22 protein-coding genes and 1 pseudogene are annotated in these 23,212 nt (G+C 74.7%); 11 read left to right on the top strand and 12 right to left on the bottom strand.

The features are described from left to right. Positions 1-61: 61 nt before the first annotated feature. From ACYVGT_RS13560 to ACYVGT_RS13530, 7 genes are all read right to left on the bottom strand, one after another. Complete coding sequence (locus ACYVGT_RS13560) at positions 62-403, bottom strand: UBP-type zinc finger domain-containing protein (protein ID WP_460857895.1); 342 nt, start codon at positions 401-403, stop codon at positions 62-64. A gap of 60 nt (positions 404-463) precedes the next feature. Next, positions 464-976 carry a VOC family protein gene (locus ACYVGT_RS13555; RefSeq protein ID WP_460857893.1) on the bottom strand — a complete coding sequence of 171 codons (513 nt, stop codon included), beginning with the start codon at positions 974-976 and terminating at the stop codon, positions 464-466. A gap of 172 nt (positions 977-1,148) precedes the next feature. Next, entirely contained in the window at positions 1,149-2,321 is a 1,173-nt protein-coding gene (locus ACYVGT_RS13550; RefSeq protein ID WP_460857891.1) for an NAD(P)/FAD-dependent oxidoreductase, read from the bottom strand. An 84-nt stretch (positions 2,322-2,405) separates the two neighbouring features. Then, positions 2,406-3,833 carry a sodium:solute symporter family protein gene (locus ACYVGT_RS13545; RefSeq protein ID WP_460857889.1) on the bottom strand — a complete coding sequence of 476 codons (1,428 nt, stop codon included), beginning with the start codon at positions 3,831-3,833 and terminating at the stop codon, positions 2,406-2,408. Positions 3,834-4,068: 235 nt separating this feature from the next. Then, positions 4,069-5,214: an N-methyl-L-tryptophan oxidase gene (gene solA, locus ACYVGT_RS13540; RefSeq protein WP_460857887.1), complete on the bottom strand. Its 1,146-nt coding sequence runs from the start codon at positions 5,212-5,214 to the stop codon at positions 4,069-4,071. Positions 5,215-5,226: 12 nt separating this feature from the next. Next, the gene (locus ACYVGT_RS13535; protein ID WP_460857885.1) at positions 5,227-5,952 is read right to left on the bottom strand and encodes a GntR family transcriptional regulator; all 726 of its coding nucleotides are present in this window, start codon (positions 5,950-5,952) and stop codon (positions 5,227-5,229) included. 175 nt (positions 5,953-6,127) lie between these two features. Further along, positions 6,128-6,589: an ArsI/CadI family heavy metal resistance metalloenzyme gene (locus tag ACYVGT_RS13530; protein ID WP_460857883.1), complete on the bottom strand. Its 462-nt coding sequence runs from the start codon at positions 6,587-6,589 to the stop codon at positions 6,128-6,130. A gap of 77 nt (positions 6,590-6,666) precedes the next feature. On the opposite strand from ACYVGT_RS13530, the gene ACYVGT_RS13525 reads away from it, so the two are divergent. From ACYVGT_RS13525 to ACYVGT_RS13515, 3 genes are read left to right on the top strand one after another with little or no spacing between them, the layout of a single operon-like run. Next, positions 6,667-7,038, top strand: coding sequence for an ArsR/SmtB family transcription factor (locus tag ACYVGT_RS13525; RefSeq protein WP_460857881.1), 372 nt, complete (start codon positions 6,667-6,669; stop codon positions 7,036-7,038). Continuing rightward, positions 7,035-8,231, top strand: a complete 1,197-nt coding sequence (gene arsB / locus ACYVGT_RS13520) for an ACR3 family arsenite efflux transporter (protein WP_460857878.1) — start codon at positions 7,035-7,037, stop codon at positions 8,229-8,231. Before ACYVGT_RS13525 ends, arsB begins: the two co-directional genes overlap by 4 nt. Then, positions 8,224-8,679, top strand: a complete 456-nt coding sequence (locus ACYVGT_RS13515; protein ID WP_460857876.1) for an arsenate reductase ArsC — start codon at positions 8,224-8,226, stop codon at positions 8,677-8,679. Before arsB ends, ACYVGT_RS13515 begins: the two co-directional genes overlap by 8 nt. Positions 8,680-8,744: 65 nt before the next feature. On the opposite strand, the gene ACYVGT_RS13510 is transcribed toward ACYVGT_RS13515, so the two are convergent. Next, positions 8,745-9,668 (bottom strand): LysR family transcriptional regulator, encoded by a 924-nt coding sequence (locus ACYVGT_RS13510; RefSeq protein ID WP_460857873.1) that lies wholly within the window; start codon positions 9,666-9,668, stop codon positions 8,745-8,747. Positions 9,669-9,919: 251 nt separating this feature from the next. Between ACYVGT_RS13510 and ACYVGT_RS13505 the strand changes: the two genes are divergently transcribed. Together ACYVGT_RS13505 and ACYVGT_RS13500 are read left to right on the top strand one after the other, a co-directional pair. Next, positions 9,920-11,011, top strand: a complete 1,092-nt coding sequence (locus ACYVGT_RS13505; protein WP_460857871.1) for a tartrate dehydrogenase — start codon at positions 9,920-9,922, stop codon at positions 11,009-11,011. Further along, entirely contained in the window at positions 11,008-11,913 is a 906-nt protein-coding gene (locus tag ACYVGT_RS13500) for an alpha/beta fold hydrolase (RefSeq protein ID WP_460857869.1), read from the top strand. Before ACYVGT_RS13505 ends, ACYVGT_RS13500 begins: the two co-directional genes overlap by 4 nt. 629 nt (positions 11,914-12,542) lie before the next feature. Here the strand turns inward: ACYVGT_RS13500 and ACYVGT_RS13495 are convergent. Beyond that, positions 12,543-13,574 carry a glutathione S-transferase family protein gene (locus ACYVGT_RS13495; RefSeq protein WP_460857867.1) on the bottom strand — a complete coding sequence of 344 codons (1,032 nt, stop codon included), beginning with the start codon at positions 13,572-13,574 and terminating at the stop codon, positions 12,543-12,545. A gap of 151 nt (positions 13,575-13,725) precedes the next feature. Here ACYVGT_RS13495 and ACYVGT_RS13490 point away from each other — a divergent pair, with 151 nt between their 5' ends. After that, positions 13,726-13,878 (top strand): hypothetical protein, encoded by a 153-nt coding sequence (locus ACYVGT_RS13490; RefSeq protein ID WP_460857865.1) that lies wholly within the window; start codon positions 13,726-13,728, stop codon positions 13,876-13,878. Positions 13,879-14,001: 123 nt separating this feature from the next. After that, positions 14,002-15,168 carry a hypothetical protein gene (locus ACYVGT_RS13485; RefSeq protein WP_460857863.1) on the top strand — a complete coding sequence of 389 codons (1,167 nt, stop codon included), beginning with the start codon at positions 14,002-14,004 and terminating at the stop codon, positions 15,166-15,168. A gap of 17 nt (positions 15,169-15,185) precedes the next feature. Here ACYVGT_RS13485 and ACYVGT_RS13480 read toward each other — a convergent pair. Continuing rightward, positions 15,186-15,452 (bottom strand): annotated as a pseudogene (locus tag ACYVGT_RS13480) (Uma2 family endonuclease); the annotation flags it as partial. 215 nt (positions 15,453-15,667) lie between these two features. After that, positions 15,668-16,273, bottom strand: a complete 606-nt coding sequence (locus ACYVGT_RS13475) for a TetR/AcrR family transcriptional regulator (protein ID WP_460857860.1) — start codon at positions 16,271-16,273, stop codon at positions 15,668-15,670. A 151-nt stretch (positions 16,274-16,424) separates the two neighbouring features. On the opposite strand from ACYVGT_RS13475, the gene ACYVGT_RS13470 reads away from it, so the two are divergent. The 4 genes from ACYVGT_RS13470 to ACYVGT_RS13455 all read left to right on the top strand — a co-directional run bounded on the left by ACYVGT_RS13470 (position 16,425) and on the right by ACYVGT_RS13455 (position 22,233). Beyond that, positions 16,425-17,630: an FAD-dependent monooxygenase gene (locus ACYVGT_RS13470; RefSeq protein WP_460857858.1), complete on the top strand. Its 1,206-nt coding sequence runs from the start codon at positions 16,425-16,427 to the stop codon at positions 17,628-17,630. A gap of 92 nt (positions 17,631-17,722) precedes the next feature. Next, on the top strand, positions 17,723-18,448 hold the full coding sequence (locus ACYVGT_RS13465; protein WP_460857856.1) for a VIT1/CCC1 transporter family protein: 726 nt from the start codon (positions 17,723-17,725) through the stop codon (positions 18,446-18,448). A gap of 162 nt (positions 18,449-18,610) precedes the next feature. Next, positions 18,611-19,768 (top strand): xylose isomerase, encoded by a 1,158-nt coding sequence (xylA, locus tag ACYVGT_RS13460; protein WP_460857854.1) that lies wholly within the window; start codon positions 18,611-18,613, stop codon positions 19,766-19,768. A 44-nt stretch (positions 19,769-19,812) separates the two neighbouring features. Then, positions 19,813-22,233: a beta-xylosidase/alpha-l-arabinosidase gene (locus ACYVGT_RS13455; RefSeq protein ID WP_460857852.1), complete on the top strand. Its 2,421-nt coding sequence runs from the start codon at positions 19,813-19,815 to the stop codon at positions 22,231-22,233. A gap of 107 nt (positions 22,234-22,340) precedes the next feature. Here the strand turns inward: ACYVGT_RS13455 and ACYVGT_RS13450 are convergent, their stop codons facing one another. Then, complete coding sequence (locus ACYVGT_RS13450; protein WP_460857851.1) at positions 22,341-23,210, bottom strand: carbohydrate ABC transporter permease; 870 nt, start codon at positions 23,208-23,210, stop codon at positions 22,341-22,343. Positions 23,211-23,212 lie beyond the last annotated feature (2 nt).

Raw genomic sequence — 23,212 nt, 5'->3', positions numbered from 1 at the left:
CAGGGGCGCCCGCGGCCGCGGTCCGGCAGTGCGCTCCGACCGCACCGCCGGAGGCGCCCGGTCAGTTCAGGTGCGCCATCCAGTCGGCGGGGAGGCGGTCGGCAGGGCCGGGAACCGCCTGGTCCGCAGGGTGCGAGCCGGGCGGGGTGAGCTCCGGGCCGCTGCCCATGGCGTCGGTCCGGAAGTCGTAGAACCAGTCCTCGCCCGGCTCGTAGCTCTGCACGATCGGATGGCCCGCGGACTCGCTGTGCCGCCGGGCGTGCTGGCCGGGCGAGGAGTCGCAGCAGCCCACGGTGCCGCAGGCGGCGCAGCGCCGCAGGTGGAACCACCAGCCGCCGCTGGCAGTGCAGTCCGCGCAGCCCGGTCCGCTGGGCGCCGCCGTCAGGTCGATCTCGGTGCTCATGGCGCCACGCTAATCCGCGCGCGCCCGGCCGCGGCACCTCCCACGCCGGGCGGCCGCAGCCTACGGGCTCGGGACGCCGTTGCCGCGGTTGCCCTTGCCGGCGAGGACCTCCTCGGCGGTCGGGCGCGGCCCGCGGCGCTCCCGCTGGCCCGGCTGGGCCAGCTGGACCAGCGTCCCGTGCGCCTCCTTGGGGTGCAGGAACACCTCCCGCCAGCGCGGGTCGCCGAGGTTGAGGCCGTGCAGCCGGTACCCGCGGGCGCGCAGCCGCTGCACGGCCGCGTCGATGTCGGGCACGTGGAAGTTGAGGTGATGGACGCCGCCGCGCGACCGGTTGAGCGCGAAGAAGGAGTCGAAGAAGTCCGACCCCGCGAGGGGTTCCATGAGCTCGACCTTGCCGCCGCCGGCGTAGCCGACCTGGATGAGCCGGAAGCCGCCCGGGTGGTCGCCGCCGCCCAGCACCCGCCCGCCGAGCAGGTCCACGTAGGTCTCCAGCAGGTCGCGCAGCCGCGGTGCCGCGACCGCAGTGTGGTCGAACACGGCGCCGACCTCGTCGAGCTCTCCCTGAACCGGCACGGGCACCCACCCCACTAATTGGCGAACACGATTCTAAGATCTTAGCGGTCGCGGGCTGTCCGGCCCGCTGGGCCCGCGCTCTCCGGCGGCGTCCGGTTCCGCCGCCCCGCGGCGCAGCGCAAGGCCGCGGGGGCGGCGGGGCGGCGGAAGCGGGCGGAGCCCGCGCGGGCGCCTACTGCTGGCCCGGCAGCCGGACCTGGGCCAGGCGGGTGTCGGGTCGCTCCACCGGGTCGAAGCGGGTCGGGCGGAAACCGGCGAGGAGGCCGGCGCGGCGGCCGTCGAGGACCTCGTCGGCGACCAGGCCGCCCAGCGCGGGCGCGAGGGTGATCCCGCTGTGCGTTGCCACCGTGTACAGCCGCGCGCGGTCGTCGGTGAAGCCGCAGACGGTGAACCCGTCGGCCGGCAGCGACCGCTGCCCGACCCGCACCTCGGCGACCCGCGCGAACTCGGCGCCGCTCAGTACCGCGCCGGCGCGGGCCAGCAGCTCTTCGGCGACCGGACCGTCCGCGGCCGGCGGTGCCGCCGGGTCCGCGCCGGCGTCCAGGTCGAGGCCCTGCAGCACCAGCCGCCCGCCGCCGTCCGGGCGCACGTTCAGCCGCGGCGTGGTGAGCACCCGGCCCAGCCGCGCCGGCGCCGGCTCCGTGTAGGCGAGCAGCCCGACGCCCGCGCCGCCCGGCTCTTCGGCGTCGGCCATCGGCAGGTGCACGCCGGCCGTCGCCAGCAGCGCTTCGGTCCAGCGGCCGGCGGCGGTGACGGCGGTGTCGGCGCGCAGCTCGGCACCGCCGTCCAGGCCGATGCGGACCCCGCGGTCGTCCGGGTCCAGTGCCACTGCCGCCGCGCCGGTCCGCAGCCGCACGCCGGCGGCGAGCGCGTCGGAGAGCAGCCGCGCCGCGAACGTTCCGGGCAGCACGTGGCCCTCGTCGGCGAACAGGACCGCGCCGTGCGCGTCATCGGGGATGCGCGCGGCGGGCTCCAGAGCGCGCGCCTGCCCCGGGTCGAGCCGCTCCACGCGGCCGCCCGCGGCCTCCACCTCGTCGGCCGCTGCGGCGAGTGCCGCCCCGTGCGCGGGCTCCGCCGCCCACTCCAGGTTGCCGGTGGGGAAGAACCAGCGCGGCCCGTCGGCCAGGTCGCGGTGGAGCCGGTGGTGCGCCGCGACCCCGGCGGCGTTCAGCGCCCGGTAGGGTTCGGGCCGCTTGAGGTGGGCGTTGACCCACGCGAACGTCGTCCCGGTCGTCCCGGCTCCCGGAGCCGACGTCTCGACCAGGTCGACCCGCGCCCCTCGCAGCGCGAGCTCCCGCGCGACCGCGAGCCCGATCACTCCCGCTCCGATGACGGCGATATGCACGTGTGGTCCCTTCTCTCGATGGAGTCGTACGGAGACGTGCGCTGCAGGGGGCGCTGCCGCTGCGATCCGAGTGCCCTCTGCGCTTCACCCGGCGGCCTGCGCCGCCCGGCCCCGGTCTCTGCGCCGCCCGGCTGCCACCGCCGCCACCAGGCACACTAGCGATGCGGCGATCCCGTACACGGCGTAGGGCACTTCGGTGCCGGCCAGGTGGGCCACGAGGCAGCCGGCGAGTCCGCCGCCCATGGAGGCCAGCCCGATGGCCGGCGACAGGCGGAACCGCTTGCGCAGCGCGAACCCGACGAAGATCGGCACGGCCAGGGTGGCGGCCGAGTAGGCGTAGGTCGCCACCAGCCAGTCCAGGGCGGTGGGGAAAGCGATGGCGAGCACCGCCGCGACCGCGGTGACGGCGACCGTCAGCAGCTTCGACAGCCGCACCAGCTCCGATTCCGGCCGCGCCCCGCGGACCCCCTGGTAGAGGTCGCGGACGAGGTTGGTCACCACCGAGTGCAGGGCACTGGAGGTGGTGGAGACGATGGTGGCGACGAGGAACGCCGCGAACACCGCGGTGACCAGCAGCGGGAGCTGGGTGATCAACCAGCCCGCGGCCTGCTCGCGCTCGGCGGTGGAGTAGTCGGCTCCCAGTGCGCGGATGACCAGGCCCAGCACACCGGCATAGACGCCGGCGATGAGGGTCATCAGGGCGCTGATGAACAGGCCGCGCCGCACGACCGAGACGTCCTTGGTGGCGAAGACGCGCTGGTAGTAGAGCTGGTTGGTGAGCGTGCCCGGGATGATCGCGAACGCCCACAGCAGGATCGTCGGCCAGCCCACGAGCGTGACGGAGGACGGGCTCCACAGCTCGCGGGGCACGCTCTCGGTGATTCCGGTCCAGCCGCCGGCCATAAAGAGGGCGTAGCCGACGATGAAGAAGGTCACGATGACCATGAACACGCCGAAGATGTAGTCCGACCACGCGACCGAGAGCAGCCCGCCGGGCAGCACGAACAGCAGCGACGCGGCGGCCATGGCGATGATGAGCGCGGGCAGCGAGATGCCGGTGATCTGCGCGAACAGCTGGGCGAACGCCACGAACTGGGTGGCTAGCCAGCCGAACGGGACCACGATCGCGCACAGGGCCGCCACCGCGGTGATGCGCCGGTCGGTCCCGAAGAGGCGCGTCAGTACCTGGGGGACGGTGTCGAACCGCTCCTTGCGCAGCCAGTTCGCCAGCACCATCAGCAGGAGCAGGCCGAGCATGCAGGCCACTTCGTAGAGCATCACCGACCAGCCCCAGGCATAGCCGATGCCGACGTGGGCGACGAGCACACCGCCGCCGGAGGCGGTCGCGAACTGGCTGAAGACCACGACCCGCAGCGGCAGGCTGCGGCCGCCGACGATCCAGTCGTCGGAGTTCTTCGTACGGCGCCCGATGGTGAAGGCGACCGCGGCGCCCGCGGCCAAGACCACGGCGCAGGCGGCGACGATGAGGATCAGTGCGGAGCTGTCGGACATGGGCACTCCCGTTTTCCGGCATGCGGAGGAGGGGCGCGGCGCTGCTGCGCCGAACCGGTCGTGTTCGGAATGCGCGGGGGATGGCGGGGAAAGCGGTGGGGGCGCTCCGGTCCAGAGGCCGGCGGTGCGGGCGCGGAGCCGCGGGTCAGCGCGGCCGTTCCGGCGAAGCAGGGGAGCGGTACCGCCTGAGGGGTACTGCCCCCCGGGGTCAGGCCCGCGGGCGGGGTCCGGGGGTTTACCCGAAGCGCGCGGGATCGAGGTGGGCGATGTCGTGCCGGGTGGTTCCGTCCAGGACGAGGTCGGCCAGCGCGTCGCCGAACAGCGGCGACAGCTTGAAGCCGTGCCCGGAGAAGCCAGCTGCGGCGAAGACCCCGGGATGGCGGGGGAGCCGCCCCAGGAGCGCGTGGCCGTCCGGGGTGAAGGCGTCGGCGTAGGCGGCGATCCGCACCGGGTCGGGGTGGAGTCCGGGCAGGTGGCCGCGGACGATACTGCGGGCGGTGTCCAGCAGCTCGGGGGTGGAGCTGCGGGTGAGGGCGTCGGGCGAGGGGAGGTCGGGGCGCGGGGCGCTGTGCACGCTCAGCTTCACCGAATGGCCGTCCACGGCGGGGAAGCAGGAGTAGGCCGGCTCCCCGACGCGGATCACTACCGGATTGCGGTCGGGCCCGAGCCGGGCCGCGTCGCGGGCGGCGAACCAGTGCAGCGTGATCTGGCGGGCGGCCGGCGCGATCCCGCCGAAGAAGGGGCGCGGCGCCGGGTCGGCGGCGCTCCAGGGGCCCGGCGCGAGGACCACGGCGTCCGCCTCGGTCCCCGCGGCGCCGTCGTCGACGCGCCACCGGGAGCCTGCCCGCTCGATGTGCACCGCCGGGGTGTAGCGGCGCAGGTCGGCACCGAGCTCCTCGGCGCGGTCGGCGGCGGCGAGCAGTGCGGCGTCGGGCCGGATCACGCCGGCCTCGTGGTCGAGGACCGCCGCCTCCCCGGCGCGCAGCGGGTGCTGCGGGAACCGCTCGGCCGCCGCCTCTGGAGCCAGCAGTTCGTGGCGGACCCCGAACTCCTGCGCGCCTTCGCGCACCTCGGCCAGAAGGGGGTGGCCGCGGGGGCCGACCGTCAGCCCGCCGCACATGCACAGCAGCCCGGTGCCGGTCTGCTCTTCGAGCCGGTTCCACAGCGTGCGTGCGGCGCGCAGCGCCGGGATGTAGCGGCGGCCCTCCATGTAGGCGGTGCGGAAGATGCGCGACTCGCCGCCGGCGGCGCCGCGGTCATGGCCGGGCGCGTAGCGGTCGAAGGCGACGACGTCGGCGCCGCGCTCGGCCAGCCGCCAGGCCGCCATCGTGCCGATGGTGCCGGTGCCGACGATGGCGACGCGGGGGGTGTGCTGCGGCATCGCGGATTCTCCTTACGCCGGTGCAGAAGGGGGGTCGGGGACGTTCTGCTCGATGTAGAAGGGGCTGTGGTCGGGTAGCAGGACGGACTCGAAGGTCTCGGCAGGGGTGCCGTCGGCCAGCCACAGGTGGCGGCGCAGGACGAAGACGGCGGTGCCGGGCGGGCTCTGCAGGGTGGCGGCCTCGCCGGCGGTGAGCGCGTGCGGCTCGATGTAGAGCCGCGAGCGCCGCACGGGCACGCCGATCCGCCGGTAGTAGGCGATCGTGGTGAGGTCCTCCAGCGGTTCGTCGAGGAGGTCCGGCGCCAGCGCGAAGGGGATCACCGCGAGCTCGGTGGCGATGGGGCGCTCCGCGGCGTTGAGCTTGGTGCGGCGCAACTGGATGAGCGGCGCCGCCGGGCCGGTGCCGGGCTCGGGCAGCCGGGCAGCCGCGCGCTCGGCCGGCACCACGCGCGCCTCGTGGACGATGTGCCGCCCTTCGACTTCGGGCCCGTCGTTGCGCGGATCGGCGAGGCTGAGCAGGTCGCGCTCCGTCTCGGTGCGCACGACGAAGGTGCCCTTGCGCCGGTAGCGCACCACCAGGCCGCGGCGGACCAGTTCCCGCACCGCCCGCTGCGCGGTGATGCGGCTGACTCCGTACGACTCGCCCAGCTCCGCCTCGGTGGGGATCCGCGTCCCGGGCGGCCAGGTCCCCGCCGCGATCTTCGCCTCCAGATCGCGGCGGATGGTGTCGTACTTCATATTTTGAGTTAACCAAGGGCGGATTTGATAAGTCAATACTTCCGCGCGAGGAGCGGCGCTCCCGGGCGGCTGTGCGGCGCAGCTGGCTGCACTGCGCCGCACAGCCGTCCGGGGCGGGCGGGGTGCCTCGCGCGGCACGCCCGCCGGTCCGGGCCTGGTGGGATGCGGCCCGGTGTCAGGAGGGCTGGCTGATGCAGCAGGTGCTGCCGTCCGCTGCCGCCTCCCGCTCTCCCGCCTCCCGATCGCCAGCGGGGGCAGGGCACAGGACGTCGCTCTCGCCCTTCACTGCGTAGACCTCCCACGGCTCGCTGCCCGGGCCGTGGACCCAGACCTTGTCCTGGACGGCGTAGCAGCAGGAGGTGTCGTTCTCCTCGAAAGTGGCCAGTCCCGCCTCGGTGAACCGCGCCGCGGCGGCATCGACCTGGGCGGTGTCGGACACCTCGACGCCCAGGTGGTCGAGGCGGGTGTCCTGGCCGGGCGCGCCCTCGATCAGGACCAGCTTGAGCGGCGGTTCGGCGATGGCGAAGTTGGCGTAGCCGGGGCGGCGCTTGGCCGGTCCGGTACCGAACAGTGCGGAGTAGAAGGCGACCGACCCCTCGAGGTCGGCGACGTTGAGGGCGAGCTGGACACGGGACACGGGGCCTCCGGAGCGCTTGATTCGATGTCTGTCGATGCAAGGTTGCACGGAGGATCGAAGTTCGTCAATATAGAGGCATGTCGAATCAAGCGCCGGAAGACGGCGCGCTCGCCGCCTGCTGCCCGAAGCTGCTGTCCGACCCGCTCGGGGAGGCCGAGTCGGTCGAGCTCGCACGGGTGTTCAAGGCGCTGGGCGACCCGGTGCGGCTGCGGCTGCTGTCGATGATCGCCGCCAGCGGCGGCGATGAGGTGTGCGTCTGCGACCTGACGCCGGCCTTCGACCTGTCCCAGCCCACCATCTCCCACCACCTCAGACTGCTGCGCGAGGCCGGGCTGATCACGTCGCGCCGGAGCGGCACCTGGGTCCATTACCGGCTCGTCCCCGAGGCCACCGACCGCCTCGCGGCGATCCTCACCCGCCGCAGCCTTCCGCTGGCACCAGCCCGGTGAACAGCCCCGTCTCCGCGTCCTCCAGCGCCGCCCCGCGGCTGCCGCTGCTGGACCGCTACCTCACCGTGTGGATCCTGCTGGCGATGGCCGCCGGGCTGCTGCTCGGCCGGCTGGTCCCCGGTATCGGACCGGCGCTCGCCTCCTTCGAGGTGGGCGGCATCGCCGTCCCGATCGCCCTCGGCCTGCTGGTGATGATGTTCCCGCCGCTGGCCAAGGTCCGCTACGACCGGCTCGGCGCCGCAGCCGCCGACCGGCGGATGCTGCTGGCCTCCCTGGCGGTGAACTGGATCGTCGGCCCCGCCGTCATGTTCGCCCTGGCCTGGCTCTTCCTGGCCGACCTGCCCGAGTACCGCACCGGGCTGATCATCGTCGGCCTCGCGCGCTGCATCGCCATGGTCATCGTCTGGAACGACCTCGCCTGCGGCGATCGCGAGGCGGCCGCCGTCCTGGTCGCGCTGAACTCGCTGTTCCAGGTGGCCGCCTTCGGCGCGCTCGGCTGGTTCTACCTCTCCGCGCTGCCCGGCTGGCTCGGCTGGCAGCAGGCCGCCATCGACGTCTCCGCGCTGGACATCACCCTGTCCGTGGCGGTCTTCCTCGGCGTCCCGCTGCTGGCCGGCTTCCTCACCCGGCGCATCGGCGAACGGCTCCGGGGCCGCCACTGGTATGAGACGCGGCTGCTGCCCCGGATCGGTCCGCTGGGCCTGTACGGGCTGCTGTTCACCATCGTCCTGCTCTTCGCGCTGCAGGGCGACGCCATCCTCGCCCGCCCGGGCGGCGTCGCCCGCATCGCGCTGCCGCTCCTGCTGTACTTCGCGGCGATGTGGGCCGGCACGCTGGCGCTGGGCCGCGCGCTGAACCTCGGCTACCAGCGCTCGGCCACCCTGGCCTTCACCGCAGCCGGCAACAACTTCGAGCTGGCGATCGCCGTCGCCATCGCCTCCTTCGGCGCCGCATCCGGGCAGGCGCTCGCCGGAGTTGTGGGGCCGCTGATCGAGGTGCCGGCGCTGATCGCGCTCGTGCACGTCGCGCTGTACGCCCGCCGGCGCTGGTTCCCCGACGAGCCCCTCACCCCTGCGGGGGACGGTCCGCGCACGGCGAACGGCCCGCGGTCCGGAGCCGCCGATGAATCCCCAGCAGGCAGCGCTCCTGCAGGGCACGTTGCAGCAGCAGAAGGGCCCGCGACCGATGGCTGAGTCCCCAGAACCCGCGCCCGGGCGCGGCGCCGCGCTCCCGCAGGTGCTGTTCGTGTGCGTGCACAATGCCGGCCGGTCGCAGATGGCCGCCGCGCTCCTGGAGCGCTACGCCCGCGGCCGGGTGCGGGTGCGCTCGGCCGGAACGGCTCCTGGCGACGCGGTGCACCCGGCGGTTGCGGCCGCGATGGCCGAGATCGGGATCGACCTCTCTGCCGCCGAGCCCGCTCTCCTCGCCGCCGACGAAGTCCGCGCCTCCGACACCGTCGTCACCATGGGCTGCGGTGATGCGTGCCCGGTTTTTCCCGGGACGCGCTACCTCGATTGGGACCTGCCCGACCCTGCCGGTCACGGCGTGGAGGCGGTGAGGCCCATCCGGGACCGGATCGACGGCCTCGTCCGCGGCCTCCTCGCCGAGCTCGTGGAAGACCCAGACACGGAGCAGGGCTGACGCAGCGCGGCGGACCGATCCGGCCGGTACTCCCTCAGTGCGCGGGCCCGCCCGTCGGCGAACGCTCAGTCGTGCTGCTCGGCGGCGAGCCGCCGGCGCAGGCCGGTGCGCAGCAGGTCGATGAGGGCGCTGACCCTTCCGGGCAGGCGGGAGGTGGGGTCGCAGACGGCGACGATGTCGGCCGGGGGAGTCGGAACCGGCTCCATCAGCGGCACCAGCAGGCCGCGCCGGATGAGCGGCGCCGCGTGCCAGGACGAGCGCATCATGATGCCGCGGCCGGCCAGGCACCAGCCGGTGATGACCTCGCCGTCGTTGCTGGCCAGCGGGCCGGTGACGCGGACCGCGCGGGTGTCGTCCGGGCCGGTGCCGAAGCGCCACACGCCGAAGTCGGCGTCGTTCTGCTTGAGCACCAGGCAGTCGTGCCCGGCCAGGTCGGCCGGGCTGGCCGGCGCCCCGTGCTCGGCGACGTAGCCGGGTGCGGCGCACACCACCGCCCGGTTCGGGTGCAGCCGGTGCAGGCGCAGGTCGGCGTCTGGCGGCGCACCCACCCGCACGGCCAGATCGTAGCCGGAGCCGGCGATGTTGACGGCGTGCTCGGACAGCGTCAGCTCCGCGGTGACCGCCGGATGCTCGGCCGTGAACCGCTCAAGGAGCGGGCCGATGTGGCGCCGGCCCAGTCCGAGCGTCGCGTGCACCGCGATCGGCCCGCGCAGCTCGCCGGCCGAGCGCGCCACCCGCTCCTCCAGGTCGTCGCGGCCCTGCAGCAGCGCCCGCGCACCCGCCGCGTACAGCTCACCCGCCTCGGTCAGGGCCAGCCGCCGGGTGCTGCGCTGCACCAGCTGGGTGCCGAGGCGCGCCTCCAGCCGGGTGAGCCGCTTGCTGACCGCGGACAGCGAGACGCCCCACTCGCGCGCCGCCGCCGTGAGGCTCGGCGAGCGCGCGAGGAGCTCGAAGAAGTCGAGGTCGTCGACGGGGGCCAGCGGCGCCACCGGACCCCCTTTCGGCCATCGGGTGCCGGGTGCCGGGGTCGCTCCGCAGCGGTGCGCAGGGCTGCGGGGCGGCCGCGTGCTGCAGCGCAGCGGATTTCTTGCCCTGAGGGAAAGGCAGGGTTGCGTTGACCGCCGTTCCGGCACGGCTTCTTGCCGTGTAGCTTCGTTCGCACACCGTAGCAGCGCAGCAGCCGGCCCCCGGAGTGCGGCGCTGCACCGACGGAGACCGACGAGCGGAGGGGAAAGCCCGCATGAGCCGCACCTACAGGATCGCCGTCATCCCCGGCGACGGCATCGGCACCGAGGTGGTTCCCGAAGGCGTCCGCGCGCTGCGCGCCGCGGCCGACGCCTTCGGCTTCGAGCTCGACCTGGTCGACTACGACTTCGCCTCGGCCGAGTACTGGACCAAGCACGGGCGCATGCTGCCCGAGGGGTGGTTCGACGAGCTCGTCCGGCACGACGCGATCTTCTTCGGCGCCATCGGCTGGCCCGACATCGTGCCCGACCACGTCTCGCTGTGGGGCAGCCTCCTGCAGTTCCGCCGCCACTTCGACCTGTACGCCAACGTGCGCCCGGTCCGCCTGATGCCCGGCGTCACCAGCCCGCTCGCCGGCCGCGGCCCCGGCGACGTCGACTTCTACGTGGTGCGGGAGAACACCGAGGGCGAGTACAGCTCCATCGGCGGCCGGATCTTCGAGGGCACCGAGCGGGAGACGGTGGTCCAGGAGACCGTCATGACGCGCACCGGCGTCGACCGCATCCTGCGCTACGCCTTCGAACTGGCGCGCAAGCGCGAGGCGAAGCACCTCACCTCGGCCACCAAGAGCAACGGCATCAACACCACGATGCCCTACTGGGACGAGCGGGTCGCCCTGATGGCCCAGGAGTACTCCGACATCGCCGTGGACAAGTTCCACATCGACATCCTCACCGCGCACTTCGTGCAGCACCCGGACTGGTTCGACGTGGTCGTCGCCAGCAACCTCTTCGGCGACATCCTCTCCGACCTCGGCCCGGCCTGCACCGGCACCATCGGCATCGCGCCCAGCGCCAACATCAACCCCGAGCGCCGGTTCCCGAGCCTGTTCGAGCCGGTGCACGGTTCGGCTCCGGACATCGCCGGCAAGGGCGTCGCCAACCCGATCGGCCAGATCTGGAGCGCGTCGATGATGCTGGAGCACCTCGGCGAAGCCGAGGCCGGCGCCGCACTGCTGCATGCCATCGAGACCGTACTGGCGGGCGACCGCGCCGTGCTCACACCCGACCTCGGCGGGGGCGGGACGACCGCGTCCCTCGGGCGCGCCGTCACCGCAGCGCTCTCCGCCGCAGCCCCGTCCCGATGAGCGAGGGCTTCCTGCCCGGCTTCGCGGTGCGCGATGTCAGCGCCGGCGGCGTCCGCATCCGTACCGCGACCGCCGGCAGCGGACCGCCGGTCCTCCTCCTGCACGGCCACCCGCAGACGCACGCCACCTGGTACCGCGTCGCACCGCAGCTCGCCGAGCGCTTCACCGTGGTCGCCACCGACCTGCGCGGATACGGCGACTCCGGCAAGCCGCCCGGCGGGCCCGCGCACGCCGGCTACGCCAAGCGGGCGATGGCGCTCGACCAGGTGCGGGTGATGGCAGAGCTGGGGTTCGACCGGTTCGCGGTCGTGGGCCACGACCGCGGCGGCCGGGTGGCGCACCGGATGGCGCTCGACCACCCGGCGGCGGTGGAGCGGCTGGCGGTCCTCGACATCGCGCCGACCGCGACGATGTACGCGCGCACCGACCGCGCCTTCGCCACGGCCTACTACTGGTGGTTCCTGCTGATCCAGCCGGAACCGCTGCCGGAGCAGCTCATCGCCGGCGCGACCGAGGCGTTCCTCCGCTCGCACCTGGAGAAGCAGAGCGCCACACCCGGTGTGCCCGAGGAGGCGCTCGTGCAGGAGTACCTGCGCTGCTACCGGGACCCCGCACTCGTGCACGCGGTCTGCGAGGACTACCGGGCGGCAGCCGGCGTCGACCTGGAGCACGACGGCGCCGATTCGGCCGCCGGCCGGTCCGCCACCGCTCCGCTGCTGGCGCTCTGGGGCCGCCGCGGCGCGGTCGGGCGGCTCTACGACACGCTCCAGACCTGGCGCGACGTCGCATCGGGCCCGGTCGGCGGCGCAGCCCTCGACTGCGGCCACCTGCTGCAGGAGGAGAACCCCGGCGAGCTGCTCGCCCACCTCGAGCCGTTCCTCGCCGGGGAACCTCCGGGCTGACCGCAGCGGCGGGCCGGGCCCTCGGCTGGGAGCGGTGGGCCGCAGATGGCGGCCCGGCCGCCACCCGCCTCACCAGCGGGGCGCGGGCTGGGTGCGCTGGCCACCGGTGCCGGCAGCGGGGGCGCGGCGCGACCGGCCGCGCCGCTGCCTCCGCTACCCGTGCGCGGTCGCTCCCGTGGCAGAGAGAGGGCTAGCGCCCGCCGGCCATCCGCCCCGGCTGCCGCCTGCTCGATGAGAGGCGGCCTGCGCCGGCCGGGGTGGACACCGGTCCTGCTGCGCACCGCCCTGGCACGCCCCTCGCGGCGTTCTCCTCAATCGAGGAGGAAAACCCCGCCCTGACTCCTTCGCCGGCCGTGCGACGGGTGCACCGCCGGCACCGCTCGCGACGAGCGCCATTCACCCAACACGCCCTGGTCCGGAGGGCGGTCCACTGGCTCGCTCTGCCGGGCGCCAGCGTGTCTGCTCAGGACAGCGCCTGCGCCGGCCCGTGGGCCGGGAGCGCTTGCCACCGGTGCCGGGCAGCGGGGCGCGGCCGGCAGCGCGGCTGCCCGCGCTCGGCCTCGCGCGCTGCTGCGGCCCGCGCGGGCGGACGGACGGCGCGGACGCCCGAGCCGTCCGAGCGTGCCGCGTCAGGTGTCGCGGCCCGCGGGCGCGGGCACGCGCTCGCCGGCGGGGACCGGGCCGGGGGCGGTTCCGGCGCCGAAGGGGCTGCCGCCCAGCTCAGCGCGGTGGTGCTCGGCGAGCCACTGGCGCGGGTCGGGGCCGGCGGCGATGATCCGCGTCGGGTTGATGCCGGTGTGCACCCAGTAGTAGTGGATGCGGATGTGATCGAAGTACGTCGTGTCGCCGAAGCCGGGAGTCTGGAAGAGGTCGCGCGCGTAGGCCCACAGGGCCGGGTACTCGATCAGCTTGCGGATGTTGCACTTGAAGTGGCCGTGGTAGGCGGCGTCGAAGCGGGCCAGCGTCGCATACAGCCGGATATCGGCCATGGTGATGTGGTCGCCGACCAGGTAGCGGCGGCTGGACAGCCGCTCCTCCAGCCCGTCGAGCCGCGCGAAGAGCCGGGCGACGGCGGCGTCGTAGCGCCGCTGGTCGGGAGCGAAGCCCGCGCGGTAGACGCCGTTGTTCACGTCGGCGTAGATGCCGGCGCCGAGCTCCTCGATCTCGTCGCGCAGCTGCTCCGGATAGAGGTCGGGCGCGCCGTCCCGGGTGAGCGGGCCCCACTCGGTCGCCATGTCCAGAGCGAGCCGGTTGAAGTCGTTGCTGGCGAGGTGGCCGCTCTCGATTTCGACGAGGCCCGGCACGCTGACCCCGCCGGTGTAGTCCGGGTCCCGGGCGAGGTAGGCCTCCCGCAGGGCGTGGATGCCCAGCACCGGGTCGACGCCGCCGGGGCTGCCGGTCTCCTCGGTGAACACCCAGTGCGGTTCTCCGCTGATGATCTCCTGGCGGGGATCGGTCACCGCCAGCGAGACGGCCTGCTCCAGCCCCATGAGCCGCCGCGTGATGACCACCCGGTGCGCCCAGGGGCACGCGCGGTTGATGACCAGGCGGTACCGGCCCGGTTCCGCGGTCCGCTGGTAGCGCCCGTCGGCGGTGACCCGGTCGGCGAAGGCCGCGGGGTCGCGCCGGATCTCCTCGGTCGGAATCTCGTTGGCTCTCATCGGCCACTCCTCCCGCACCTGCGCTCGCAGCGCCGCCCGCGCTGCCTCTGCCGATGCTATCCCGCACGGTTCCGCGCGGGCCGGAATGCGCGGGGTGCGGCGTCGATTGGATTCTGTATACTCTGGCGCACGCATCGGCAGAGGAGGCCCCATGCCCCGGTACGACTGGCGCGCTGCCTGCGCGGCGTGGGGCCTGGTCGTCGGTGCGCTGCTGATGCGCCCGCTCTCGGTGTCCGGTTCGCTGGCGGTGGCCCTCGTTGCGCTCGCCGCCCTCGCCGCGGGGGCGTCGGCGCTGCACAAATAGCGGGGCAGGGCTGCTCCGCACGGTCCTGCGGATCCCCGGCGGACGGAGCCGTAGCCGGATCCGGCCGCGGTTTTCGCGCTCTCCCGGTTGGCAGAGCGGTGCCGGACGCGCATGGTGGACGCCATGGGCCCCACCGACGGAGGGGGCGCCAGCGCACTCGCCGGCGACTACCTCACCCTGGTGCGAGCGCTGGGCGCGCGCATCGGTGCCGCCGACCCGTTCACCTGGCTGCTCGACGACCGCGCGCCGCCGGAGCCGGGCGCACCGCCCGCCCTATCCGCGGCGGAGGTCGCCGACGGCGCCGACCGCATCGCGCGGGAGGCCGGTGCCCTCCCCGGGCAGCGGGCCGGGTGGCTGGCGGAGAACGCCCGCGCGCTGCACTCGCTGGCGCGCATCACCGGAGGTGCTGCGGTGCCGCTCCAGGAGCGGGTCGAGGCATGCCTGGGCGTGGACGGCGGCCCGGTTCCCGAGGAGGTGCTGGACGAGGCCGCGGACCTCCTCGACCAGGGGCTGCCGAAGTCGTCGGGCACGCTGCGGCAGCGGTGGGACCGGTGGCGCAGCGAGCACAGCATCCGGCCGGGGTCGCCGGAGCGGGTGGAGCCGCTCATCGCCGCTGCCGTGGACGCCGCGCTTGAGCGCACCCGCGCGCTGGTCGACCTGCCGGCGGATGTCGCGGTCGACTGCGAGGCCGCACCCGGGCCGTTCCGCGGCCTGCACCGCGGCGGCAGCCGGGGCACGGTCTTCTACGACCCGTCGCTGCCGTTCATCACGGCCGACCTGCTGTACACGGCGGCCCACGAGGCGTTTCCCGGCCACATCGCCGAGTACATGCTGAAGGAGCGCACGCTTGCAGACCGGCCGGAGGCGCACGCGCGGTTCATGCCGTCTCCGTGCTTCACCCTCAGCGAGGGGCTCGCGCTGCACGCCCAGGAGATCGCCTTCCCCGGTGACGAGGCGCTGCGGTGGCTCGTCGACCACGTCGACGGGTTCCGCGACGACGGCACCGACCTGGCCGCCGTCCACCGCGCCCGCAACCTGCTCTGGGGTGCCTGGTGCAACGCCGCGCACCTGCTCGCCGAGGGCCGGCCGCACGCCGAAGTCCGCCGCTACCTGCAGCGCCGGGGGATGGTCGGCGAGGCGGAGGCCGAAGCGTCGGTGCCCGCCTACCTGGGGCCCTACATCTTCGCCTACTACCACGGCGCCCGGCTGGCCGCCCCGCACACCGATCCCGAGTCCGTCCGCCGGCTGCTCACCGAGCAGGTGCCGCTGTCCGCTCTCGGAGCGCCGTAGCGGAGGCGGTGCGCCCGTCAGTGTGCGAAGCGCTTCAGGCCCTTGGTTTCCAGGGTGACGCCGAGGCCCGGCACGGGAACGTCCTCGCCGTAGGGGTGGATACTGCGATCCAGGTAGTGGCCGCGGCCAGGACGGCTGTGGACGACGACGGCTTCGGCGTCGCGGTCGACCAGCAGATAGACGCCGATCCCGGTTGCTGCGTGTGTGCCGGGCTTTTCCACTCGGTCTCTCGCGTGCGTGTCGGCATCCCGCGAAGTCACCTCGGCCGCGGCGCGGACCCCGTCCATCGGGAGCGCCGGAGATCCTGGTGGTGGGCGACGCTCCGCGATGGCCATAGCGCTCCTCAGGCGGCGTCGGCAATGACGCCGGCGGGCCGGTTGGCAGGGATGCCGGCTCGCCTGTCAGCGCAGGCGGGGCGCTGGGATTCCGCAGGCAGAACGGGGCGGAGGGCGGGGACTCTGCTGCGCGCCATCCACTGCGGACTGCCGAGGGGGCGCGCCTACCGCCGCCCCGTTGTGCGCTGCGCGGGGGAGAGCAGCGCCAGGGCCGTTGCGGTGATCCGATCGGCCGCGTCCTCGGGGGTATCGGCGGTCAGAGCCAGGTGGTGGAGGGTGCCGGTCAGGGCGAGGGCGACGGCTGCCGGATCGGTGCCGGGCGGCAGGCGGCCGGCACCGTGCGCCGCCGCCAGGCGGGCGGCCAGCGCGTCGTCGACCGCGCCGAGGGCGGCCGCGCGGTCGCCCAGGATCCGGCGGACCTCGGCGGTCAGGTCGGGGCGGGCCGCTTCGAGGCGCAGCGCGGCCATCAGCTGCGGGGTGGCGAGTCCGCCCAGGAACGCGGCAGCCGCGGGTCCCGGTGCCCCGTCGGACGCGCCGCCGGCGGCGAAGGTGCCGGACTCGGCGGTGACGTGGAAGGCGCAGTCGACGGCGTAGTCGGCGAGGAAGCCGTCGAGGCCGCGGAAGTGCCGGTTGAGGATGCCGATCGCCACGCCCGCTCTGCGGGTGACGCCGCGGCCGCTGACGGCGCCCGCTCCTTCGGTGCGGACGATGTGCTCGGTGGCGTCGAACAGGCGGCGGCGCAGATCGGGGATGGCGACTCCGCGGGGCATGCGCCCAGTCTATGCCCGCCCTGCCGGGATGGACCGGCCGCGCCGCACTGCCCTGCGGCGCCGGAGCTGTCCCGGGGCATCGGATTTGCCGTCGCTGTGAACGTGTGTTCATACTCAGTATCAACACACGTTCATACCGAAGGCGGGGAACATGGCGGAGAGCATCGGCGGCACGGCCGGGGGCAGGGGCGGTGGACGGCCGCGCGCCGTCATCGCAGGGGCGGGCATCGCGGGCCAGGCCGCAGCGCTGGCGCTGCACGCGGCGGGATGGGACCCGCTCGTCGTGGAGCGGGCGCCCGGCCGGCGCAGCAGCGGCTACATGGTCAACCTGTCCGGGGCGGGCATCCGCGCGGCCGACCGGCTCGGCATCCTGCCCGCCCTGCGCAGGGCGGACCTGGGCGCGTTCGGCTCCGCGATGGTCCGCGCCGACGGCCGGGTCCGGTTCGCCATCCCGGCCGGCGTCGCCGCCTCCGCCGTCGGCGACATGGTGACGGTCTTCCGCGGCGACCTCGAAGCGGCGCTCTACGAGCAGCTGCAGGACCGCGCTGAAGTGCGGTTCGGCACCACCGTCCGCCGCGTTGTGCCCGACGGTGACCGGGTCCGGGCCGTCCTCGGCGACGGCACCGCCGTCGACGCCGGCCTCGTCGTCGGCGCCGACGGGCTGCACTCGCAGCTCCGCGCCGACGTGGCCGGCTCCGCCGGGGAGCCGGTGGTCGACATGGGGCACATGGTTGCCGCCGTCCCCCTGGACCCGCCGCCCCCGGGCGTTCCGGAGAACGAGAGCCGCTCCTTCATCGGCGCGGGCCGCTCCGCGTCGGTGGTGAACCTCGGCCCCGGCCGCTCGTCGGCGTTCTTCGCCTACCGCTGCCCCGACACCGCCGCCGAACTCCGCCGCGGGCCCGCCGAGGCCCTCGCTGCCGCCTATGGCGACCTCGGCGGCGCGGTCCCCGGTGTGCTCGATCAGGTCGGCGCCGGATCCGGCCCCGTCTACTTCGACTCCGCCGCCCAGGTGGTGCTCGACCGGTGGAGCGCCGGGCGAACCGTACTGCTCGGCGACGCCGCCTGGTGTGTCACCGTCTTCGCCGGACACGGCGCCGCGCTCGCCCTGGAAGGCGCCCAGCGCCTGGGCGAGGCGCTGTCCGACCCGCGGGCCGACCCGGCGCCGGCGCTGGCCGAGTGGGAGTCGGGGCTGCGCCCCGGCGCAGCCCGGCGCCAGGCCCTCGCCCGCACCGGTATGGCCCAGTTCGCCCCGCCCACCGCCTTCCGCGCCTGGGCCGGCTCGGTGGCCGCGCGCGCCATGCTCGCCCCCGGCATCCGCGGCCTCGTGCAGCGCAGCATCGCCCGCAGCAGGGCCTGAGGCGGGCGCTGCGCCAGAGCTCCGGCGTGGCACCGGGGTGCCGCCGCACCCGGCGGGCGACGATCGGACCGACGCCGGAGAAGGGGAGCGCCATGGCGGAGAGCGAAACGGGCGGATCGCACGCCGAGCCCAGCGGGTCAGGGCTCGGCGCAGAGCTCAACCGGCTGCGCGCCGGCGTGCTCGGCGCGCAGGACGGGGTGGTCTCGACCGCCGGCCTGGTCGTCGGCGTCGCCGGCGCGAGCGCATCCACCGAGTCGCTGCTGGTGGCGGGCGTCGCCGGGCTGCTCGCCGGCGCCCTGTCGATGGGCGCCGGCGAGTACGTCTCGGTCAGTACCCAGCGCGACACCGAGAAGGCCGCGATCGCCCAGGAGAAGGCCGAACTCGCGGCCGACCCGGACGCGGAGCTGGAGGAGCTCTCCGGCTTCTACGAGGACCGCGGCCTCACCCCGGAACTCGCCCGCGAGGTGGCCGAGCAGCTCACTGCCAAGGACGCCCTGCGCGCCCACGCAGAGGTCGAGCTGCGCCTGGACGCCAACGAATACACCAGCCCCTGGGCCGCCGCGTTCACCAGCTTTTTCGCCTTCGCCTTGGGCGCCCTCGTCCCCCTGCTGGCGATCATGCTCTCCAGCCTTGCCCTCCGGCTCCCCCTGACCTTCGCCGCCGCGCTGGTCGCGGTCACCCTCACCGGCGCCGTCAGCGCCTACCTCGGCGGCGCCTCCCCGCTGCGCGCCGCACTGCGCTGCATCATCGGCAGCGCCTTCGCCATGGCGGTCACCTACGCCATCGGCACCGCGATGGGCGGCGCAGCAGGGGTGTAAGAAGCCCGTGCTGCGCGGGAAACATCGCTGCGGGGCCCTTGACGCGAGTTTGTTCAAGGTCAAAACTAATTGGGCACACGCCGGCGCCTGCAGCCGGACCGCGCTACCGCGCGGCCGGCAGGGCGCCGCCCTCCGTCAGCGCCGAGAGCGAGTGAGGCCCCCGTGAGCGACTTCCGTCCCGGCCCCGGCGACCGGTTCAGTTTCGGCCTGTGGACGGTGGGGTGGCGCGGCGTCAACACGTTCGGGGCGGCGGTCCGGCCTCCCCTGGACCCCGCCGAGGCGGTCCGCCGGCTCGCCGGTATGGGCGCCTACGGCATCACGTTCCACGACGACGACCTGATCCCCCCGGGCAGCAGCGCCGCCGAGCGCGACGCCGTGCTGCGGGTGTTCCGCGCAGCCCTGGACGCCACGGGGCTGACGGTCCCCATGGTCACCGTCGACCTGTTCAGCCACCCGGTCTTCCGCGACGGCGGCTTCACCTCCAACCGCCGCGACGTGCGCCGCTACGCCCTGCGCAAGGCCGTCCGGGCGATCGACCTCGCCGCCGAACTGGGGGCGCAGACCTTCGTGTGCTGGGGCGGGCAGGACGGCGCGGAGAGCGAGGCGGCCAAGGACACGGGCGCCGCGCTGAGCCGGCTGGCGGAGGCGTTCAACCTGCTCTGCGCGCACGTCCGCGAGCAGGGATACGACCTGCGGTTCGCACTGGAGCCCAAGCCGAACGAGCCGCGCGGCGACATCCTCATCCCCACCGTCGGGCACGGGCTGGCCTTCATCGAGCGGCTCGAGCACCCCGACATGGTGGGCCTCAACCCCGAGGTCGGCCATGAGGAGATGGCCGGCCTCAACTCCGTCTTCGCGGTGGCGCACGCGCTGTGGCACGGCAAGCTGTTCCACATCGACCTCAACGGCCAGCGCGGCGTCAAGTTCGACCAGGACCTGCGGTTCGGCGCCGGGGACGCCAAGGAGGCGTTCTTCCTGGTGGACCTGTTGGAGAGCGCGGGCTACTCCGGTCCCCGGCACTTCGACTTCAAACCGCCGCGGACCGAGGACGCCGACGGCGTGTGGGCCTCGGCCGAGGCGTGCATGCGCAACTACCTGATCCTCAAGGACAGGGCCGCCGCGTTCCGGGCCGACCCGGAAGCGGCCGAGGCGCGCGCGGCCGCCGGTGTCGGCGAGCTCGCCGAGGCGACACTCACCCCCGGCGAGACGGTGCGCGAGCTGCTCGCCGACTCGATCGACCTCGAAGCCGCCGGCGCCCGCGGCTACCACATGGAACGGCTCGACCAGATCGCCCTGGAGCACCTCTTCGGCGTGCGCTGAGGAACCGCCCGCCGCGGCACCGCTCCGGCCACCAAGGAGGCAGCATGACCGACGGCGAGCACGACCGCCCCACCGCGCCGCCGCTGTGGCGGGACACGTCGCTACCGCCCGCCGAGCGCGCCGCGCAGCTGCTGCGCGAGATGACCCTGGAAGAGAAGGCCGCCCAGCTGCACGCCGTCTGGATCGGCGCCTCGGCCGAGAACGGCGCCGAGGTGGCGCCGCACCAGGAGGCGATGACGGCCCCCGGCGGGGCTCCGGGCGAGCCGGAGCTGCCGATCGCCGGCGGGCTCGGGCAGGTGACCCGCCCCTTCGGCACGGCGCCGGTCCGGCCCGAGGAGGGGAGTGCTGCGCTGGCCCGGCTCCAGCGCCGGGTCATGGCGGCCAACCGGTTCGCCCTGCCCGCGCTCGCCCACGACGAGTGCCTGGCCGGGTTCACCGCCTGGGGCGCCACGGTCTACCCGGTGCCGCTCGCCTGGGGCGCCTCGTTCGACCCCGGGCTGGTGGAGCGGATGGCCGGGCAGATCGGGCGCAGCATGCGCGGGGTCGGTGTCCACCAGGGGCTGGCGCCGGTCCTCGACGTCACCCGGGACGCCCGCTGGGGCCGCACCGAGGAGACCATCGGCGAAGACCCCTACCTGGTGGCGACGGTGGGCACCGCCTATGTGCGCGGACTCCAGTCCTGCGGACTCATCGCGACGCTCAAGCACTTCGTCGGCTATTCGGCGTCCCGGGGCGCCCGCAACCTCGCCCCGGCGGCGGCAGGCCCGCGCGAGCGCGCCGACGTGCTGCTGCCGCCCTTCGAGGCGGCGGTGCGCCTCGGCGGCGCCAAGTCGGTCATGCACGCCTACAACGACAACGACGGGGTCCCGGCCGCCGCGGACCCCGCCCTGCTGACCGGGCTGCTCCGCGACGAGTGGGGCTTCACCGGGACCGTCGTGGCCGACTACTTCGGCATCGCCTTCCTGGAAACGCTGCACGGCGTCGCCGGGTCCCGCGGCGAGGCCGGTGCGCTCGCCCTGGCGGCCGGCGTCGACGTGGAGCTGCCGCACGTCGACTGCTACGGCGGACGGCTCGTCGAGGCCGTCCGGCGCGGCGACGTCGCCGAGGACCTCCTCGACCGGTCGGCGCTGCGCGTGCTGACGCACAAGGCCGAATTCGGCATGCTCGACGCAGACTGGAGCCCGGACCCCGCACCGGCCGCGCCGCCGCCGCAGGGCGCAGCGGATCCGGACGGCGCCTCCGCCGCCGGGGCCGGACTCGACCCCGGGGAGCACCGCGCCCTCGCCCGCACGCTGGCCGAGGAGTCGGCCGTACTGCTCGCCAACGACGGAACGCTGCCCCTCGCCGGCACCGGCCGGGTGGCCGTCGTCGGGCCGTGCGCCGACACCGCCGAAGCCATGCTGGGCTGCTACTCCTTCCCCAGCCATGTCGGCGCCCGCCACCCCGGATCCGACTGGCCGGGCGTCGCCATCACGACCCTGCTCGCGGCGGTGCGCGCCGAGCTCCCCGGCGCCGCGGTGGACTACCGGCCCGGCTGCGGCATCGACGGCACCGCTACCGAGGGGATCGGCGCGGCAGCGGACGCGGCCGGCGCCGCCGACGTCTGTATCGCCGTCCTCGGCGACCGGGCGGGCCTGTTCGGCCGCGGCACCTCCGGTGAGGGCTGCGACGCCGAGGACCTCCGCCTGCCAGGGGTCCAGCAGGAGCTCCTGGACGCGCTCGTCGCGACCGGCACCCCCGTGGTGCTGGTCCTCACCTCAGGGCGCCCCTACGCGCTGGGCAGCGCCGCCGACCGCCTCGCGGCGGCCGTCCAGGCGTTCTTCCCGGGCGAGGAGGGCGGCCCCGCGCTGGCCGGCGTCCTCTCCGGGAGGGTCAACCCCAGCGGCCGGCTGCCGGTGGCCGTGCCCCGCGTCCCGGGCGCCCAGCCGGCCTCCTACATCGGGGCCCCGCTCGCCCACCGCAGCGATGTCAGCTCGGTCGACCCGACCCCCCGGTACCCGTTCGGCCACGGTCTCTCCTACACCTCCTTCGCCTGGGAGGAGCCGGTCCTGCAGGGGCGGCCGGCCGGCGGCGCGGCGGCGGCCGCGGGGACCGACGCCGAGGTCGCGGTCGGCTGCACCGTCCGCAACACCGGAGAGCGGTCCGGGACCGAGGTGGTCCAGCTCTACCTGCACGATCCGGTGGCGCGCGTCGCGCGGCCTCCCCGGCGGCTGATCGGCTACGCCCGCGTCGACCTGGAACCCGGCGCCGCGCGTACCGTCGAGTTCACCGTGCACACCGACCTGGCCGCCTATACCGGCCCCGACGGGTACCGGACCGTCGACCCCGGCGACCTCGACCTGGTGCTGGCGCCCTCGGCGGCCGCCGAGGGCCTGGCGCTCCGGGTCCGCCTCGACGGCCCGCCGCGGAAGGTCGGCCACACCCGGGCACTGGTCTCCGCGGCGCGGGTGGGCGACCCGCGGTAGGGGGCGTTCCAGCGCCGTGCCCCGGCCGTGCGGGGCCCCGCCGGCCCGGAGCCCGGGGCGCCGGCCCGGGCAGGCGCCCGGCGGCCGCCCCCCGCCGCCGGGCGGGGTCAGCGCCCGAACCCCGCCGTCAGGCCGCCCAGGATCTGGCGCCGCGCCACCACGTAGAGGAGCAGGACCGGCACCACGGACAGGAACACCGCCGACATCAGGCCCGGGACGTTGATGCCGTACTGGCCCTGGAACTGCTGCAGGGCCAGCGGCGCCGTCTGGACGTTGGCGCTCTGGGTGAGTACCAGCGGGAACAGGAAGTTGTTCCACGCCTGCAGGGCGTTGTAGATGACCACCGTGACCACGGCCGGCCGGGCGAGCGGGACGACGAGGTGCCAGAGGATGCGCCGGTGGCCGCCCCCGTCCAGCCGCACCGAGTCGTAGAGCTCGCGGGGGATGTCGCGGATGAACGTCACCAGGATCAGGACCGTCAGCGGGATGCCGAACGCCGCCTGCGGGGGAACCAGCGCGTAGAGGGTGTCGTACAGCCCCAGCTCGATGATCAGCAGGTACACCGGGATGATCGCCGCCTGGAGCGGGACGGCCAGTCCGAGCAGGAAGACCGTGAACACGGTCCGTACCGTGCGGCTGGGGTTGCGCGCGATCGCGTAGGCGGCCGGCAGGCTGACCGACACGATGAGCACGACGGTCAGCGCGACGACGGCGGCGCTGTTGAGCAGGTAGAGCCCGATGCCGCTGCGGACCGTATCGAGGTAGTTGTCGAAGACCGGGCGCATCGGCGGCAGCCAGGGGCTCGCCTCGATGTAGTCCCGGCGGTCCCGGACGCTGCTGAGCAGCATGAAGTAGACGGGGTAGGCCGCGACGGCGAGCCAGACGAACCCCGCCAGGGCGGCGAAGGGGAACCTGCGCCGGGGGCGCGGCGGTGCGGGCCGCCGTCGGCGTGCGGCTGCCGCGGTCGTCTGTGCCATGC

This window comes from Nocardiopsis coralliicola (assembly GCF_054779695.1).
Note: the sequence above shows the minus strand (reverse complement) of the source record. Positions and strands in the feature narration are given on the sequence as shown.